Consider the following 17,528-nt stretch of genomic DNA (forward strand, 5'->3'; position numbering starts at 1 on the left):
AGATCGTGGAAGACAAGGGTCGGCTTCGGTCAATTCGAGCCCTTCCGCCGTGTGGCTACACTCTGCGAATCTCGTTGCAGCCGGAAGCGACGGGATTAATCGACGCGCGCCGATGAGACGGCCGCCATCCGGTTTGCGATCAGAGTAATAGCTTTGTCCGCACGCTGGATCTGATCGTCGTCAAGATGAAGCCGAAGCGGGGCCATGTCGAACAATTGACGCATAGCGTTGGCGGCGGCTCCGAAGATGCGCGGCAAGCCGGCGATCTCCAGTGACCAGCCGCGTGGCTTAACGTGTGCCAGGTCGTTCCGGAATTCGTTCAGCCTTAGAATGTCACGACTCTCGGCTTCCGTAAGCTTGAGCGTGCCGTGCATATTGTGGACGTTCGCAACATCAACAGCGCGGTCGACGAGAGTTTCGAATTCTACGATCCGGTATTGATTGGGTGGCTGACAGCCGGGAGTGTGGTTGAAATGGCCGAGCCACTGTTTCTGGTTTCTCTCCGTCAAAGCGCCTATCCCTGCCGTGCCGCTGAGCGTTTCGACCAGCGCCGCTGTCAAAGCCTGATGCATGTCGGTGATTGCAAAGAACCAGCGTTCGGCGTCACCCGACATCGCAGTTTCGAATTCGGAAGCCGCTCTCTCACTGGCATGCACCGCCAGAAGCGCCGGACTTGTCCGCGCGTAAAGGTAATCGGCATCGCTGGATTCCATCGCGCAAGGGTCCGTTTCAGTTCAACAGGCAAAATCATAATTTCTGATAAGGCGGAAACTCGCAACAACCGTGCCACAATAGAGTTCCGTTCATGGCACTTACGCATAAGCAGCGGCGATTCGTTCAGGAATATCTAAGGTCGGAGACGGGCACAGAGGCGGCATTGCGTGCTGGCTACGCGGCGCTGTCTGCTCCCGTCACCGCATCTCGCCTGATGAACGATCCCGAGATATTGGCCGCGATTGAGGAAGGGCAACAAAAGCGGCTCGATCGCGTCGAGGTCGACGCGAACTACTTGCTTAAGCGGCTGCACGAAGAAGTCGAAGCCGACCTAGCTGACCTCTACGACGAGGAAACGGGCGATCTTCTTCCCGTCCACCAATGGCCCGAGGTCTGGCGACGTGGGCTTGTAGCCGGGGTTGAGATTGAAGCCGTGTTCGAGGGGCGCGGTGAAGATCGCGTCCAGATAGGTACTACGAAAAAGCTTAAGCTGTCCGACCGCGCTCGCCGGATCGAAGCGCTTGGTCGTCACGTGTCGGTCGCCGCGTTCCGCGATACCCTGCAGATCAAGAGTCTGGATGGCCTTGCCGACCGACTTGCGCGCGTTTCACGCGCTCAAACCGCCCCAGACGTCGTGAACGCTGAGCCTGCTCCGGCGCTGAGGTCCGATGCGCACCATTCAACAAAATAGTGCGACGCATCACCACGCGTGATGCCAGCTTCACGACCAAAATCCCGATTGGAAAGAGCTGGCATCGCCGCCCGCCCATTCAAGCCTGGGAGCCCGGGGCACTACGAACGGCCGGCGCTTAACGCATGTTGAAGGCGTCGCGAATGCGAAGCAGCGCCTCATCCGATATTATCTGCGCAATTATTTCTACAGTAGCGAACTCGCCAGAACCCCGTTGTTCATATAAGAAATAGCCGCTTGGGTCATTGATTTCTTGCCCTGACATGGATAGGCGGCGGTCCGTTAGGGGTGCCAAGCACAGCGTTCTTTCGTCGTCGAGTTCAACGCTGAAGTATAATTCATCCATCATAGATCCCCGGGGGACGAAACATGCCCGAACGGAAGACTCATCGCCTTGTGCCAAAGCCACAAATCTCAGCCCGCTTTCTTGCAGACTATATGTCAGGGTCGGCGCTCAAGAGACGGTCCATCCTGATCGGATGCAAATACCAATCACTTGCCCGCGTCGTACAGCACGACGAGGCTAAGCAGAATGTATCGAAGTTTCTTCGCTCCGAGAATCCCCAAATTCTTGTACTTAAAGATGCGGCTGCAAAGCTCCGCGCGCGCATGGCCGACGATGAGTTTGAACGCGATCTCTATGATCACAATGCCGACTACATAGACCGCTTTGCTAAAGTCGCCGGAGAGATTGGACTGCCGGACGCGGAGAGGTTGATACCCGGAAAGAGCCTGGCGATCATGCTGGGCAACGTGAAGGTGAAGCCCGATATCCAGCTGCGATTTCGCCGTCTGACAAAAACGAACAAGGTTAAGATCGGCGCGGCAACCTTGCGCTACGCCAAGGGCAAGCCTCTGAAGGATGACACTGGCGCCTGGCAATCTGCTTTCTTGTTTGGATATCTGGCTCTCGCCGAAATCGAAGAGGGGGCGGAGCCGGAGCATAAGCTCTGCATTACAATTGACGCATATTCGGGCACTTGCTTTCCCGCGCCAACAGACAGCGTTTCAAAGTTCAAAAATATGGAAGCCGAATGCGCCGGCATTGCAGAGCGATGGGATAATTTGCCGCCACCACCAAAGGCGGTTTTCTAGAGCCAGGGGTCTGTCAATGAATTGGGCGTGGCATTACCGTACCTTATCAAACGTTCATCTGGGACGTGTCCAACCAATCGCCTAGAGCCCAATTTAGGGAACGTGCAACCCCTCCGAATTCTTGCTAGCGTTGAGAAAACAGGCCTTGCGCAGACTGAATATTGATATAGCCAAAGTTTGGCTGCTGAAGGATATTCAGCATTGTTTGAGGGGCATAGGTTGAAAACAACTGGCAGGCAGGAACATCCCGCGAAACGTCGGCTCGGCGTTGGAAATTGCATTTACTTCATCTGGACCGATGGGGCCGCATGAGGCTGGACGATCTGATTTTCGATAAGAGAACGTCGATAAGCGCTTTGACAAAGCCGCTTATAGACCGTGCCGGCTTTCGCAGAGATATGGGCCAGCTTGGGCGCTACGGCTTCTGGTCGCAGGCCGGCGCGAGTCCTCACCTATGGGAGCATCAGAAGGTGGCAATCGGAACGGTTGTTGCTTATCTGAATGCCAATCGGACGATCCCCGAGCGGCCTGAGCACCAGGAAGCTGCCTTGCTCAAGCTTCCCACGGGTACGGGGAAATCGGGCATTATCGCCGTGTTGTCGCGATGCCTGCCGGGCGTGCGTAAGGTGCTGGTGCTCACGCCGCGCGAGGCGCTGACCAAACAGCTCTTGAAGGACATTCGTTTCAGATTCTGGGGCCATATTGGTTACTCAGTCAACGACGGCCAACTGTTCACGGCGGTGGCGGATTCTTTCGGGGAGAACCTTGAGACCGTTTACACTGAGACATTCTTGCCGAGCCGCTGCGCTGCGCTGCATGTTCATCTCGAAAACGCCGACCGAGCGGTGCTGGTCGGAACGCATCAGGCACTGGACAAGATACGGCGAACGGCGCTTAAAGACGGAGGTGTCTGCGCCCGGCTCCTAGAACGGATCAAGGAAACCTTTGACCTAATCATTGTCGATGAAGGCCACTACGAGCCGGCGGTTTCGTGGTCGCACGGGGTTCGCGACTTCAACTTGCCGACGCTCCTCCTTAGCGCGACGCCCTACCGAAACGACTATAAATCGTTCCGAGTCAGGGGGCGTTTCCTGTTCAACTATCCTTATGCCGAGGCCGTCGCGGACCGGATCATACGGCCTGTGGAAGTCATTGTCCCCAACGATGACCATGCTAGCGGAGGGGACGCGGTGAGCCGGTTTGTGGCGCTGCTTCGATCAGAGCTTTTTGCGCGCCTTCAAACAACGGACCGGTGGTTCAAGAACGACGGCACGCTGCCGAAAGTCATGGTTCGCGCCGATGACCTCGATACTCTGGAGGCGCTTCAGAGCGCCATAAATGCGGCCTTCGGCACGAGGTCGGTTCTGATTCACGATCGCGCGAAAAAGACAGATCAGAATCACGACAGGTTCACTTCAGTTTCGTCCGCTGCCTCCGCTCGGCCGGATGCTCAATTCTGGATACATCAATTCAAGCTTATGGAAGGTATCGACGATTCGTCCTTTGTTGCTGTGGCGATCTTCGATCTTATGGGCAACGCCCGTCAGCTTGTGCAGCAGATCGGCCGTGCTACACGCTATTCCAACGGCGATCGCAGAGTAAAGCAGACTGGCTGGGTTATCGCTTCGCCTGCTAATGCGAGGCGCATTCGAACGTCCTGGGAGCGCTACACCGCGTATGAGGTTTACGCGGCCGACAACGTTGCTTTCATCGTGAGCAACGAGGTGACGCTGCCCGACAGGCTCCTCAACCTCATGGCCGAGTACCAATATATCGGAGGAGAGTTTCGTGGGCGCTTCGAAATCGAGGCTCCGCTTGCCGCCGGAGATATACAGCTTCCACAATCAGCGGCAGTGCTGCGAATGAGCGAGCCTTTCGCCGACATCTTAGCGCTAGGGCCACAGATCGAAGAAGCGATACTCGATGAGGATAGATTCAAGATAACGCCCATTGAGGGCATGCCGGCCAACACAATCGGGTTCTCTTACTACGCCTGGCGCAACTCGCCCCTACTTATCGACCGCTTCTTCTCGGAATGGAAGTTGGGAATTTTCATCGCCGTCCGGCAGGACGAGTTCGTCCTTATGCACGATACGGAAGGCCTCGTCGTAGACATGGCTAAGCTCGGTCTCAAGCGCGCAGACCGGGCGCTGCTCGAAAAGGCGTTTCCGGAGGCGGATGTAGGGACGCCCACGAAGCTGTCGCGCCTCTCGTTTACCTCGCTTGAAATGTCGCAGCAGGCGATCCGCAGCATGGCCGTCAGGACGCGCTCCTTCGAGAAAGTGTTCACCGACCTGCTCGACCCGTCCCTCGTTCCGGCATCCGCGTTCGGGTTTGTCAACGGCGGCGCGAGATATGTTGGCTTTCTACGCTCGCGGATCAGAGATGCCGCCGAACGGAATGTGCCAGTACAGGAATATGTTGATTGGACCGCCCAAGTCGCAGCCGAGCTGCGAGATGAAGAGAGAACGCGAAGCGACGTATTCGGACGATATGCTCAGGTGGTCGAAGGCCTCTCACTGGCCGAAGCCACACCGGCTTCCATCCTGCTGGACTTCTCAAAGGACGGATTTGCTGACGCGCAGGACGACGATGCTGCCGCTCAGGGAGACGGAAATCCTGAGGTCGATTACGATGATCTCTGCGCGGATGTTGATCAGGAGACCGGCGAGTTCACAATCAAGATTGGAGGCGCCGATATTCCGTGCTCGATCGAGTACCGTGAAGATGCGGGTAAGTATCGTCTCAAGAGCGAAGCGTTAAATGATCGGTTCCGGCCAGATAGAACGGACGACAGGCGGCAGCCGCAGACACTCGTGCAGCGCCTCAATCAAAGTCAGTCTTTCCGAATCATCGTTCAAAGAAACGGCGTCGTTTATTCGGAGGGACGGTTCTACGAGCCCCGTCTGCGATGGACCGGCGAGGGCGGCGCAAAGCCGATCCTGGACTACATTTTTTCGGCAGCATGCTTGCGGCATGTAACTTCCGAGAAGGGCGAGGCGATTTTCGGGGGAGATAGAAACGGGTGGTATAAGACATCCATCTTCGGCTTATTCTCCGCCGTGGGCGGGCAGCAACTTGCTGCCGCCGGCATAGCTGAAGACGACCTGACGAGGGCAATCAGCAGTTATCCCATCTGGCTCTGCGATGACGATAATCAAGAGATCACCGACTTCATCGGGCTCGATGAAGAGAGGAAGAAGCTCGTGTTTGCCCACGCCAAAATGGGAAAGCAGGAAGAAGGCGGAACTGGCTTTAACGTTTCGAGCCTCCAAGACGTTGGCCGTCAGGCGCTCGCCAGCCTCGCCTTTATTTCTCGGAGCGAGCCATCGCCGGTTTGGACTGCAGAACGCTGGCAATCGAATGTTCGGGCGAACACCGTCCTGCTCGACGGCCGCAACAGGATTTTCAAAGACGGTCCCGGCCTTGCTCCCGATCAGCTCAACGAAAGACTCATCCGGGCATGCCGCAATCCATCGTTTGACAAGGAAATCTGGATCGTCGGAGCGACGATGGTACGGCGCGCGGCCCTCAGCCAGGGCCTTGACGCTCCGGCTCCCAGCAATCGCTTAAGGCAATTTCTCATGCACTGGGATGCTCTTCAGACAGGATGTGCCCGTGCGAGTGTGCGGCTGCGCCTTTTTTGCGACTAGAAGCCGTCGACTTCCAGGGCACCCGGACCACCGCGAGCGCGCTGGGGGTGACGATTCCGTATCGCCGACGAATGTTTCGCCGACAGAGGACCTCGGTGCCAGGTTGGACCGCTAGCTGGCGTGGCGGTCAACCGTGGCGAAGATTGTTTTCCATCGCTGAGCCAAAGGGGGTCTCCAGGGTGGACCGTTGCAGCGAGAATTTCGCTAAGTATCTGATTTCGAGCCAATTTTTGAAAGTAAGTGGTGCCGCTTAGGTGACTCGAACACCTGACCCCATCATTACGAATGATGTGCTCTACCAACTGAGCTAAAGCGGCCCGGGAGGCCAAAGCCTCCAAGATGGGCTGGGTGATAGACTCAACCGGCCGCGAATTCAAGATGCCACTTGGCAAATCATGCAAGAGCGGCCGCCACGGTCGAAACCAGGGTTTGCGCCCCCGTGTGCGCGAGAATTGCCGGCATGTTCCGATTTTGTTTGCCGGAATAGCGCCAAGATGGACTTTGGACGGCTCGTCGAGGCAGAATGCGGCCGCCCGCCCGTTGATTGATTGGTCGCCTACGGCTAACCATCACGGAAGTTTGGGCAATTTGCAGAGGGATCCCGCTTGGACGCGATCGAAAAAGCGATCCGGAACGCCTTGGAAAAGGGCAACGCCGAAGACCGCGCGTTCCGCGAGAAGGTCTATCGGTCGGCCTTTGCCGCGCTCGACCGTGCGCTCCAGGCCAATCCCGGCGTGACCGTGGAAGTCGCCATCAAGCGCCGCAAGGCGATCCAGGCGACGATCACCGAAATCGAATCCGAGTTCCTGCCGGCCGTGCCTGATGTCGGCCTGGAGGTCGATGCCCCGGCGGCCGAGCCCGCGGCCACTGCGGCGCCCGCCATCGAGATCGGCGACAAGGCGCCATCGCCCACCGTCACCGTCGACAGCCCCGCGCAGCCGGCATCCGATGCGCCGCGATCGCGCGTGCTGCCGGTCGTTCCCGACATCATGCCGGACGAGACGCTTCCTGGCGTGCCGGCCATCGACATGTCCGCTCCCGCAGCGTCCGGTGCTGCCACGGAAGTGGCGCCCGATCGCGATGAGCGGCGCATACGCGGGCGCCGTCTGCCGCTGACCGCCATTTTCTTCACCGTGACCCTGCTTGCGGCGATCGGCATCGGCGTGTTCTTCGCCATCCAGACCGGCGTGTTCAAGACTGCAGCGCAGCTTAATACGGCGCCGCCCGAGGCGCCGCCAACCGTCGAGGACGACGATTTCACCCCGGCCGACGGCGCCAACGCGCCGGCCAAGCCTGGCGCTGCGGACCAGTCGCGCAACTGGATCAATGTGTTCTCGCCGGCAGACCCGACGCATGTCGCCGCTCCGTCGGACGCCAAGGCCTCGGTGATGAAGGACGACACCGGTCCGTTCCTGCGCATCCAGTCCGGACCCTCCGGTTCGGCGATCGCCTTCGATGTCGGGCAGGGCGTGCTGGAGAAGCTCGCCGGCAAGCACGCCGTGTTCGACATCATCGCGCGTGCCGAGGACGGCAAGGACACGCAGATCTCCGTCGACTGCAATTTCGGCGAGCTTGGCGATTGCGGCCGCAAGCGCTACGCGGTCGGCCAGCAGCGCAACGAATATCTGTTCGACGTGCAGTTCCCCAACAAGCACCCGGGCTCGGCCGGAACCATCGCCGTCAATTCCGATTTCGACAAGCAGGGCAAGGCGGTCGACATCTACGAGATCCGCGTCTCGATCGAGCCGTAGGACTCTAGCGGTCGAGCAGCGCTTGCAGCGTCTCGATGCGGTCGGCTTCGTTGGCCGGCTTGTCCCAGCGCAGCCGTGAAATGCGGGGAAAGCGCATGGCGACGCCGGATTTGTGTCGGGTCGAGCGGTTGAGCCCCTCGAAGGCGACTTCCAGCACCAGGCCATTGTCGCGGTCCGCCCGCACCGAACGCACCGGCCCGAAACGCTCGACCGTGTTGTCCCGGACATATTTGTCGATCTGCTTCAGCTCCTCGTCGGTGAAGCCGAAATAGGCCTTGCCGACCGGCACCAGTTCCTCCTCGCCCTCAGCTCCGGACCAGACGCCGAACGTGTAGTCGGAGTAAAAACTCGAGCGCTTGCCATGGCCGCGCTGGGCATACATCAGCACCGCGTCCACCGTGTGCGGATCGCGCTTCCACTTGAACCACGGGCCTTTCGGCCGGCCGGCGACATAGGGCGAATCCCAGCGTTTCAGCATCACGCCCTCGATGATCGGATGCGGCGGCGCGCGGCGCAAATCCTCCAGCACCTGCCAGTCCGCGAAGGCGACGAAGGGCGACAGGTCGAAACGGCCGGGGTCGAGCGTTTTCACGAAGGCTTCGAGGCGGCCGCGCCGTTCCCGGAACGGCAATGCGCGAAGGTCTTCATCGCCGACCTGAAGCAGGTCGTAGCAGCGCATGAAGGCCGGATATTGCTGCTGCATCTTCGGCGTCACCGTCTTGCGGTTCAACCGCTGCTGCAAATCCGAGAAGGTTCCCGTCGCCTCTCGCGGGTCGCCGACCAGCAATTCGCCGTCCAGCGTCGCGGAAAAATGCATGGCGTCTGCGAGGTCGGGAAAGGCGCCGGAGACATCGTCGCCGGTGCGCGAATAGAGCCGGCGGATGCCGCCTTCCGCCACCGCCTGGACACGGATGCCGTCCCATTTCCATTCGGCCGCGTAGTCCGCCGGATCGAGTTTTTCGAGATCGCCGTCGCCAACCGGGTTCGACAGCATGACCGGACGGAACAAAGCCATCGCCGTGTTGCGGGGTTTTTCGGCCTTGCCTTCCAGCCAGGCGAACAACGCCGTATAGGGCGGCGACAGTCCGTGCCAGAGCTCCTCGATCTCGGCGACGTCGACCTTGCCGAAATCCGCCAGCGCCTGTTTGGCCAGCCGCGCCGAGACGCCGATGCGCAGGCCGCCGGTGACCAGCTTGATGATGGCGAAGCGCGCCGAGATGCCGGCGCTGTCGAGCAGGCTGGCCAGCACTTTCGGTCCGTCGGAGCGGCTTGCCGCCTGCAGTTTGGCCACGACCTCGCCGAGCGTCGGCTCGCGGTTGGGGATCTTGCCCGGCGTCTGCGGCCAGACCAGCGACACCGTCTCGGCGAGGTCGCCGACATAGTCGTAGGAATAGCCGAACAGCACCGGGTCCATGCGTTCGGTGACCAGCATGCGCAGCATGGCCGGTTTGACCGCGGCTATTTTGAGATCGCCGGTGATGGCGGCCAGCGCCAGCCCGCGATCCGGGTCCTCGACGGTTCGGAAATAGTCGACCAGCAGCGTCAGCTTGCCGTTGCGCGACGGCGTCAGCACCAGGCGGTCGAGAAGTTCGGCGAAGCGGTTCATGCCTTCAATCGCCCTCGTCCTCATACCCCACCAGATGCAACGGCCGGGCGGCGATGCCTTCGAGCTCGCACCAGCGCACGAGGGCCTCCTCGCGGCCATGCGTCACCCAGATCTCCTCGGCGCCGGTCTCCTTGATGGTGGCGGTGAGTTCGTCCCAGTCGGCATGGTCCGATATGATCAGCGGCAGTTCGACGCCGCCTTGCTTGGCGCGCTGGCGGATCCGCATCCAGCCCGACGCGAAGCACGAGATCGGATCGGGAAAGCGCCGCGCCCAGCGATCGGCGAAGGCCGATGGCGGGCCGACGACGATAGCGCCGGTGAAGTCATCCTTGCCGCCCTCGACCGTTGCCGGCTCGAGGACACCCAGGTCGATACCCTGGCTCTGATAGTATTCGCTGAGCCTGGCCAGCGCGCCATGGATGTAGAGCGGCCTGTCATAGCCGGCGTCGCGCAACAGCCGCATCACCCGCTGCGCCTTGCCCAGCGCATAGGCGCCGACCAGATGCGAGCGTTCGGGAAATTGCGCCGCCGATTTCAGCAGGCGGGCGATCTCTTCCGTGTCGGGTGGATGGCGAAACACCGGCAGGCCGAAAGTCGCCTCGGTGATGAAGACGTCGCAGCGGATCGGTTCGAACGGCGCGCAGGTCGCATCCTTTTGCCGTTTGTAATCGCCGGAGGCGACGATGCGCGTGCCCTGATGCTCGACCGATATCTGCGCCGAACCCAGCACATGCCCGGCCGGATGGAAGCTGACGCTGACGCTGTCGAGAGCGATCGTCTCGCCGAGCCGTGCGGCTTGGGTCGTTCCGGCAAAGTCCTCGCCGTAGCGCAGGGCCATAATGTCGAGCGTCTGCTGCGTCGCCAGCACCGAGCGGTGGCCGGAACGCGCATGGTCGGAATGGCCGTGCGTGATCAGCGCCCGGTTCACCGGCCGCACCGGGTCGATGAAGAAATCGCCCGGTGGACAGTAAAGGCCTTCGGGCCGGGGATGAAGCAGGTCGCTGGCGCGCATGGTCCCCAAGATAGGATATAATTCCGCTGCGGGAAGCCTGATGTCGGAGACTGCTGACTCTCCTGGGCAAAGGGCGCTCAATTCGGTTCAGCTTCCGCATCCTTTGCTCTAAAGAGGTGGCGGCCGGCCATCCGCCGGCGGAACCATCATCATGAAACCGCTTCAGACCTCATCGGGCGATTTGAACGCCGATCGTCGTGCCGACTATGCCGAGATGCTCTTTGCCTCCGGCGATCATACGGCCGCGGCCGAATTGCTGCTTGGCGCGCTGGAGTTGGCGCCGCAATGGGCAATGGGCTGGTTCCGCCTCGGCGAGATGCAGGAGGCATCGGGCAAGCTCGACCTGGCGGCGCAGGCCTGGACGACGTCGCTGAAACTGGATCCGGCCGATCGCCAGGGCGCTGCCCTCAAATTGCAGCTGATCGGCAAGGCTCCGGTTGCCGCCGCGCCGCCCAGCGCTTTTGTCGAGGCGCTGTTCGACCACTATGCCGAGACATTCGAGGAGATGCTGGTCGGCAAGCTCGACTACCGCTTGCCCGAATTCCTCGAGCAGATGATTCGCAAGGCAAGGCCGGGCCGCTTCCGCCTGGCGCTCGACCTTGGCTGCGGCACCGGGCTGATGGGCGAGAGGCTGAGGCCGCTCGTCGACCGGCTGGAAGGGGTCGATATATCGGCCAGGATGCTGAAGAAGGCGCGGGCGAAAGGCATCTACGACACGCTGACAAAAGCGGATTTGCAGGGGTTTTCCCATTCAGGCGAAAAGCCCGATCTGGTGACATCAGCCGATGTGCTGATCTACATCGGCGCGCTCGATGGTCTGGTGGGCACCGTTGCCGGCCTGCTTGCCGAAGGCGGCCTGTTTGCCTTCTCCATCGAGACCTTGGCAGGCGACGGCGATTTTGCGCTGCAGCCCTCGCGGCGCTACGCCCATTCGCAACCCTATGTCGGGCGGACACTCGAGGCCAAAGGGCTTGCGATCCTGGCGCTGGAGCCAACCACCATCCGGCAGGATCGCCGCGAGCCCGTCAAAGGGCTGGGCGTTGTGGCGTGGAAGCCTCACGCCGCTTGAACTATGCAGGATCATCGTGCGGTGGTGCTGCCACGGCTCGGTGTTGCTGCGAAAAAGTCCGATTTGCGTGCGCGACTGATATTTGCGATCTGGTCGCATCAGGGCGGGATACCGGGAGGAGCATATCGGATGCGCTGGAACATGATGATCTTGGCATCTTGCCTGGCAACAGCCGGTTGCGTCGGCAATTCGATGTCCGAGCGGCAGGACGCCAACATAGAATCCTCCCTGCAATACGACACCGTGCCGTGCGATCAGTTGCTGGCGCAGCGCAATGGCTTGGCGCAGCAATACAACCTACCGGTGACCGTGAAGCCGACCTTCTCCAATCCTGCGATGGGTTTCGGTCCGTTCACGCCCGACATGCGCTCCAAGGCCAAGCGCGACAGCGACAAGGCGTCAGGCGAGATCGATGCCATGAACCGGTCGCTCGAGCGTCGCGACTGCGGCAAGCCGGACAAGCAGAAGAAGTTCGCTCTGCCTAGCTGAAGATAGAAGCGGCGGCTATCCGACGAGAGCGATAGCCGGCAGCATGCTCGCGTCCGCATGAGGGACGATCGATGAAACTCTCGGACCTTGGCGACCGCATCTGCATTCTGGGGCCGTCCAACAGCGGCAAGTCGACCCTGGCCGACGCGATCGCCCGCAAGCGTGGCCTGGAGCCCGTTCACCTCGATCTGCTGCATCATCTACCCAACACCGACTGGGAGGCGCGTCCAAAGGGCGAATTCATCGCCTTGCACGACGCCGCGATCGCCGGCGAGCGCTGGGTGATGGACGGAAACTACTCGATCTGCATACCACAAGGTTTCCGGCGGGCGTCGGGACTGATCCTGCTGGATATCTCCACGCCGGCAAGCCTGCTGCGTTACTTCAGGCGAAGCTGGTTTGAGAAGAACAGGCGCGGTGCCCTGGAGGGCGGACGCGACAGCGTCAAATGGGACATGATCCACCATATTGCCGTGACCACGCCGAAAAACCGCCGGAGGTACCAGGCGATGTTCGAGGAGCTCGACCTGCCAAAACTGCAGCTGTCCTCCGTGAGAGCAATCAAGCAGTGCTTCAGGGACTGGGATCTGGCGATGTAAGACCCTGGCTAATATCCCGCCTTGCGATCCACCAGATTCTCGAGTTTTTCGCCACGCTCGAAGGCGTCCATCTGGCGCAGCATGGTCGGCGCCAGATGCATGGGATCGGAGGTCGCCGCGGCGTGCGGCGTCACGAACACTTTCGGATGGTTCCACAATGGGCTGGTCTTCGGCAGCGGCTCGACCTCGAACACGTCGAGGCTCGCCTCCTTCAACGTGCCGTCATCCAGCGCCCGCACGATGTCGGCATCCTTCTGCAGGCGGCCGCGCCCGGCGTTGATCAGCACCGAACCGCCGAGGCCGTTGCGTTTGCGCAATTCCTTGAGCACGCCGTAATTGATGATGCCTTGCGTGTCCGGCGTCAGCGGCAAAAGCACGACAAGGATGTCGGTGGCCTTGAGGAAGGGGATCAACCCGGCCTCGCCGGAATAGGTCGCCACCCCTTGCATCGGCCGCTCGGTGCGTGACCAGCCATTGACCGCGAAGCCGAGCGACAGCAGCACCGAGGCCGCGGCGCGGCCGAGATTGCCGAGCCCCATAATGCCGACGGATATGTCGCCGGCCGGCCGCTGCGGCGGCTCGTGCCAGATCTTCTTTTGCTGCTGCTGCCGGTAGAGCAGGCCCTGGCGATGATGATCGAGCACCCGCCAGACGACATATTCGGTCATGTATTGCGTGAGGTTGTCGGCGACGACCTTGACGATCGGCACGTCGGGCAGGCCCGGGTCAGCGAAAATATGGTCGACGCCGGCGCCGATCGAGAAGATGGCGCGCAGATTGGGCAGCGACGACAACAGGTTCGGCTTCTGCTTCCACACCACTGCATAGGTGATCGACGGATCCTTGGCGCCATCCGGCTCCAGCACCACCTCGCGCTCGGCCGACAAAAGCTCGCGCCAGCGCTGCGGATGAAAGCCGGTGACGGCAAGCAGGATGCGGCCTTTTTCCATCGCGGTATTCTAGTCCCTCTTTACGCAAATTACTCGCTGACGATGCCGACCGGCGCCGTCTCTATCTTGAAGGCGGCCGAGATCAATGCCCGAGTATAGTCGGTTTGCGGATTTTCAAAAATCTGCTGGGAAGGACCGGCTTCGACGATCTGGCCATTGCGCATGACGATAACGTCGTTGGCAAGCGCCCTGATGACCTTGAGGTCGTGGCTGATGAAGAGATAGGCGAGGTCGTGCTTGGCCTGCAGATTGCGCAGGAGGTCGACGACCTGCGCCTGCACGCTCATGTCGAGCGCCGATGTCGGCTCGTCCAGCATGACGAAGCGCGGGTTGAGCACCATGGCGCGCGCGATGGCGACACGCTGGCGCTGGCCGCCGGAGAACTCGTGCGGATAGCGGTTGCGGGTCGCCGGATCGAGGCCGACCTCCTTCAGCACGTCCGCGACCTTGTCGTCGCGTTCATCGGGCGACAGCTTCGGCTCGTGGATCTTCAGCCCTTCCTCGATGATCTCGGCGATCGACATGCGCGGGCTGAGCGAACCGAATGGATCCTGGAAGACGATCTGCAATTCGCGCCTGAGCGGCCGCATGGCGTTGAAGGTGAGCTGGTTGATGTCGCGGCCGTTGAACCGGATGGTTCCCGTCGACGAGATCATGCGCGCCAGGGCCAGGCCGAGCGTCGTCTTGCCGGAACCGGATTCGCCGACCACGCCCAGCGTCTGGCCGGCGCGCACGGTGACATCGATGCCGTCGACCGCCTTCACATAGTCGACCGTGCGCCGGAAGAAGCCCTGCTTGATCGGGAACCAGACTTTTATGTCCTTGCCGGTCATCACCGGCTTGGCGTCGACGTTGGCGGCCGGCGGCTTGCCCTTTGGCTCGGCCGCCAGGAGATGGCGCGTGTAGGGGTGCTGCGGATTGGCGAAGATGTCCTTGGTCGGTCCGGTCTCGACGATCTTGCCCTTGGTCATCACGCAGACCCGGTCGGCGATCTTGCGCACAATGCCGAGATCGTGGGTGATGAACAGCATCGACATGCCTTTGCGGCTTTTGAGGCCGGCCAGCAGTTCGAGGATCTGCGCCTGCACGGTGACGTCGAGCGCCGTCGTCGGCTCGTCGGCGATCAGCAGTTCCGGTTCGTTGGCCAGCGCCATGGCGATCATGACGCGCTGGCGCTGGCCGCCGGACAGCTGGTGCGGATAGGCATCGAGCCGCTTCTGCGGATCGCGGATGCCGACCTCGTTGAGCAGCGCCAGCGTGCGCGCCTTGGCCGGGCGGTCGGCCATGCCCTGATGCAGCTTCAGGATCTCGACGATCTGCTGCTCGATCGTGTGCAGCGGATTGAGCGAGGTCATCGGCTCCTGGAAGATCATGGTGATCTTGTTGCCGCGCACCTGCCGCAACTGCCTTTCGCTCATCGCCAAAAGGTCTGCGCCCTGGAACAGGATCTTTCCCGAGGGATGGCTGGCGCTGGGGTAGGGTAAAAGTTTCAGCACCGACAGCGCCGACACCGACTTGCCGGAGCCGGATTCGCCGACCAGCGCCACCGTCTCGCCCTTGGCGATGTCGAAGGAGATGTGGTCGACGGCGACAGACTGGCCGCCGCCCTGGCTGAAGGCGACGCTGAGATCCTGGACGCTGAGCAGAGGCGCTTCGCTCATTTGAACGTCTTGCGCGGATCGAAGGCGTCGCGCGTCGCTTCGCCGACGAAGACCAGCAGCGACAGCATCAGCGAGATGACGACGAAGCCGGAAATGCCGAGCCACGGCGCATTGAGATTGCGCTGCGCCTGCTTCAGCAATTCGCCGAGCGAGGCGGACCCCGGCGGCAGGCCGAAGCCGAGATAGTCGAGCGAGGTCAGCGTCGAGATCGAGCCCGAGAGCAGGAAGGGCAGGAAGGTCAATGTCGCCACCATGGCGTTGGGCAGCAAATGGCGGAACATGATGGTGCGGTTGGGCACGCCGAGCGCGCGGGCGGCGTTGACATATTCGAAGTTGCGGGCGCGCAGGAACTCGGCCCGCACCACGCCGACCAGCGCCACCCAGGAGAACAACAGCATCAGCCCGAGCAGGATGAAGAAGCCCGGCGGCAGGATGGCGGCGACGATGAGCAGGAGATAGAGCACCGGAATCGCCGACCAGATTTCGATGAAGCGCTGGAACAACAGGTCCGTCCAGCCGCCGAAATAGCCCTGCAAGGCGCCGGCGCCGACGCCGATCAGGGCCGAGCCGGCTGTCAGGATCAGGCCGAACAGCACTGAGATGCGGAAGCCGTAGATGACGCGCGCCAAGACGTCGCGCGCCTGGTCGTCGGTGCCGAGCCAGTTCCAGTTGCCGACAATGCAGGCGGGGTCGGCAGCCCCTTGCGGATACTGGTTGCAGCGCTTTGCGGCGTCATACTGCCAGGACGGCCTGGCGGGTGCCGCTTCCGGAATGGCATTGTTGACGGTCTGGTAGGAATAGCGGATCGGCGGCCAGATCATCCAGCCATTGGCGTTGATCTCGTCCTGGATCACCGGGTCGCGATAATCGGTGACGGCATAGAAGCCGCCGAACTTTTCCTCGGGATAGGCGACCAGCACCGGGAACAGGATTTCACCCTTGTAGGAAGCGATGATCGGCTTGTCGTTGGCGATGAACTCGGCAAACAGCGACAGCACGAACAGGACGAGGAAAATCCACAACGACCAGTAGCCGCGCCGGTTGGCCTTGAAATTCTGCAGGCGGCGCTTGTTGAGCGGCGACAGGAACGGCCGTGGCATCCGCTCCGGCACCACGCCGGCAGTGACTGATGCCTCCGACATCAGACGTCTCTCCGCTCGAAATCGATGCGCGGATCGACCCAGGTGTAGATGAGGTCGGACAGCAAGCCGACGAACAGGCCGAGAAGCGAGAAGATATAGAGGTTGGCGAAAACCACCGGATAGTCGCGCTCGACCACCGAGCGGAAGCCGAGCAGGCCGAGACCATCGAGCGAGAAGATGTTCTCGATCAGCAGCGAGCCGGTGAAGAAGGCCGAGATGAAGGCGCCGGGAAAGCCGGCAATGACGATCAGCATGGCATTGCGGAAGACATGGCCGTAGAGCACTTGTCGCTCCGACAGGCCCTTGGCCCGCGCCGTCACCACATACTGCTTGCGGATTTCCTCCAGGAACGAGTTCTTGGTCAAAAGCGTCGTCGTGGCGAAGGCCGACAGCACCAGCGCCGTCAGCGGCAGGGTCATGTGCCAGAAATAGTCGGCGATCTTGCCTAGCCAGGACAACTGGTCCCAATTGTCCGAGACGATGCCGCGCAATGGGAACCAGTCCCAGAAGGATCCGCCGGCGAACAGCACCATGAGCATGATGCCGAACAGGAAGCCGGGAATGGCATAGCCGACGATGACGACGCCGCTGGTCCAGACGTCGAAGGGCGTGCCGTCCTTCACCGCCTTGCGGATGCCGAGCGGGATGGAAATCAGATAGGACAAGAGCGTGATCCAGAGCCCGATCGAAATCGACACCGGCATCTTTTCCAGGATCAGGTCGAGCACCGAGATGTCGCGGAAGTAGCTGTTGCCGAAATCGAAGCGGATGTAGTTCCACAGCATCATGCCGAAGCGCTCGAGCGGCGGCTTGTCGAAGCCGAACTGCTTCTCCAGCTTCTTGATGAATTCCGGATCGAGCCCCTGCGCGCCGCGATATTTCGAGCTGACGTCGCCGGCGACGTCGAAATTGGTACCGCCCGCATCGCCACCGCCACCGCCGAGGCGGTCGCTGCCGCCCTGATTGGTCAGCTTGGCGATCACCTGCTCGACCGGGCCGCCCGGCGCGAACTGGATGACGGCGAAGGAGATCGCCATGATGCCGAACAGGGTCGGGATCATCAAAAGGATGCGGCGCAGTATATAGGCGCCCATCA

Annotated in this window: 14 protein-coding genes and 1 tRNA gene; 7 read left to right on the forward strand and 8 right to left on the reverse strand. The window is 61.3% G+C overall.

All coding sequences use genetic code 11. From position 1 onward, the window contains the following. Nucleotides 1-95 precede the first annotated feature (95 nt). Nucleotides 96-713: a hypothetical protein gene (locus tag MAFF_RS22445; protein ID WP_010913260.1), complete on the reverse strand. Its 618-nt coding sequence runs from the start codon at nucleotides 711-713 to the stop codon at nucleotides 96-98. Between the two features lie 92 nt (nucleotides 714-805). On the opposite strand from MAFF_RS22445, the gene MAFF_RS22450 reads away from it, so the two are divergent. From MAFF_RS22450 to MAFF_RS22465, 3 genes are all read left to right on the forward strand, one after another. Further along, complete coding sequence (locus MAFF_RS22450) at nucleotides 806-1,405, forward strand: terminase small subunit (protein WP_010913261.1); 600 nt, start codon at nucleotides 806-808, stop codon at nucleotides 1,403-1,405. 369 nt (nucleotides 1,406-1,774) lie between these two features. Further along, nucleotides 1,775-2,500 carry a hypothetical protein gene (locus MAFF_RS22460; protein WP_010913262.1) on the forward strand — a complete coding sequence of 242 codons (726 nt, stop codon included), beginning with the start codon at nucleotides 1,775-1,777 and terminating at the stop codon, nucleotides 2,498-2,500. 308 nt (nucleotides 2,501-2,808) lie between these two features. After that, nucleotides 2,809-6,153: a DEAD/DEAH box helicase gene (locus tag MAFF_RS22465; RefSeq protein ID WP_010913263.1), complete on the forward strand. Its 3,345-nt coding sequence runs from the start codon at nucleotides 2,809-2,811 to the stop codon at nucleotides 6,151-6,153. Nucleotides 6,154-6,394: 241 nt separating this feature from the next. On the opposite strand, the gene MAFF_RS22470 is transcribed toward MAFF_RS22465, so the two are convergent. Then, nucleotides 6,395-6,470 (reverse strand) — tRNA-Thr (locus tag MAFF_RS22470). A 288-nt stretch (nucleotides 6,471-6,758) separates the two neighbouring features. On the opposite strand from MAFF_RS22470, the gene MAFF_RS22475 reads away from it, so the two are divergent. Continuing rightward, a complete protein-coding gene (locus tag MAFF_RS22475; protein WP_032932855.1) occupies nucleotides 6,759-7,904 on the forward strand; it encodes a hypothetical protein in 1,146 nt (381 codons plus the stop codon). Between the two features lie 4 nt (nucleotides 7,905-7,908). On the opposite strand, the gene MAFF_RS22480 is transcribed toward MAFF_RS22475, so the two are convergent. Both MAFF_RS22480 and MAFF_RS22485 read right to left on the reverse strand, forming a co-directional pair. Next, on the reverse strand, nucleotides 7,909-9,510 hold the full coding sequence (locus MAFF_RS22480) for a cisplatin damage response ATP-dependent DNA ligase (protein ID WP_010913265.1): 1,602 nt from the start codon (nucleotides 9,508-9,510) through the stop codon (nucleotides 7,909-7,911). Nucleotides 9,511-9,514: 4 nt separating this feature from the next. Then, nucleotides 9,515-10,522, reverse strand: a complete 1,008-nt coding sequence (locus MAFF_RS22485; protein ID WP_010913266.1) for a ligase-associated DNA damage response exonuclease — start codon at nucleotides 10,520-10,522, stop codon at nucleotides 9,515-9,517. Between the two features lie 151 nt (nucleotides 10,523-10,673). On the opposite strand from MAFF_RS22485, the gene MAFF_RS22490 reads away from it, so the two are divergent. From MAFF_RS22490 to MAFF_RS22500, 3 genes are all read left to right on the forward strand, one after another. Continuing rightward, nucleotides 10,674-11,591 carry a class I SAM-dependent DNA methyltransferase gene (locus MAFF_RS22490; RefSeq protein WP_044548848.1) on the forward strand — a complete coding sequence of 306 codons (918 nt, stop codon included), beginning with the start codon at nucleotides 10,674-10,676 and terminating at the stop codon, nucleotides 11,589-11,591. Between the two features lie 129 nt (nucleotides 11,592-11,720). Further along, nucleotides 11,721-12,080, forward strand: coding sequence for a hypothetical protein (locus tag MAFF_RS22495; protein ID WP_032932859.1), 360 nt, complete (start codon nucleotides 11,721-11,723; stop codon nucleotides 12,078-12,080). Nucleotides 12,081-12,151: 71 nt separating this feature from the next. Continuing rightward, nucleotides 12,152-12,679 (forward strand): ATPase AAA, encoded by a 528-nt coding sequence (locus MAFF_RS22500; RefSeq protein ID WP_010913269.1) that lies wholly within the window; start codon nucleotides 12,152-12,154, stop codon nucleotides 12,677-12,679. A gap of 8 nt (nucleotides 12,680-12,687) precedes the next feature. On the opposite strand, the gene MAFF_RS22505 is transcribed toward MAFF_RS22500, so the two are convergent. The 4 genes from MAFF_RS22505 to MAFF_RS22520 are packed head-to-tail and all read right to left on the reverse strand — an operon-like array spanning nucleotide 12,688 to nucleotide 17,526. Continuing rightward, nucleotides 12,688-13,629 (reverse strand): 2-hydroxyacid dehydrogenase, encoded by a 942-nt coding sequence (locus MAFF_RS22505; RefSeq protein WP_010913270.1) that lies wholly within the window; start codon nucleotides 13,627-13,629, stop codon nucleotides 12,688-12,690. 29 nt (nucleotides 13,630-13,658) lie between these two features. Then, complete coding sequence (locus MAFF_RS22510; protein ID WP_010913271.1) at nucleotides 13,659-15,290, reverse strand: ABC transporter ATP-binding protein; 1,632 nt, start codon at nucleotides 15,288-15,290, stop codon at nucleotides 13,659-13,661. Continuing rightward, a complete protein-coding gene (locus MAFF_RS22515; protein WP_044548852.1) occupies nucleotides 15,287-16,432 on the reverse strand; it encodes an ABC transporter permease in 1,146 nt (381 codons plus the stop codon). Before MAFF_RS22515 ends, MAFF_RS22510 begins: the two co-directional genes overlap by 4 nt. Continuing rightward, nucleotides 16,432-17,526, reverse strand: coding sequence for a microcin C ABC transporter permease YejB (locus MAFF_RS22520; RefSeq protein ID WP_010913273.1), 1,095 nt, complete (start codon nucleotides 17,524-17,526; stop codon nucleotides 16,432-16,434). Before MAFF_RS22520 ends, MAFF_RS22515 begins: the two co-directional genes overlap by 1 nt. Between the last annotated feature and the right edge of the window lie 2 nt (nucleotides 17,527-17,528).

This window comes from Mesorhizobium japonicum MAFF 303099, from assembly GCF_000009625.1.
Classification (GTDB): Bacteria; Pseudomonadota; Alphaproteobacteria; order Rhizobiales; family Rhizobiaceae; genus Mesorhizobium; species Mesorhizobium japonicum.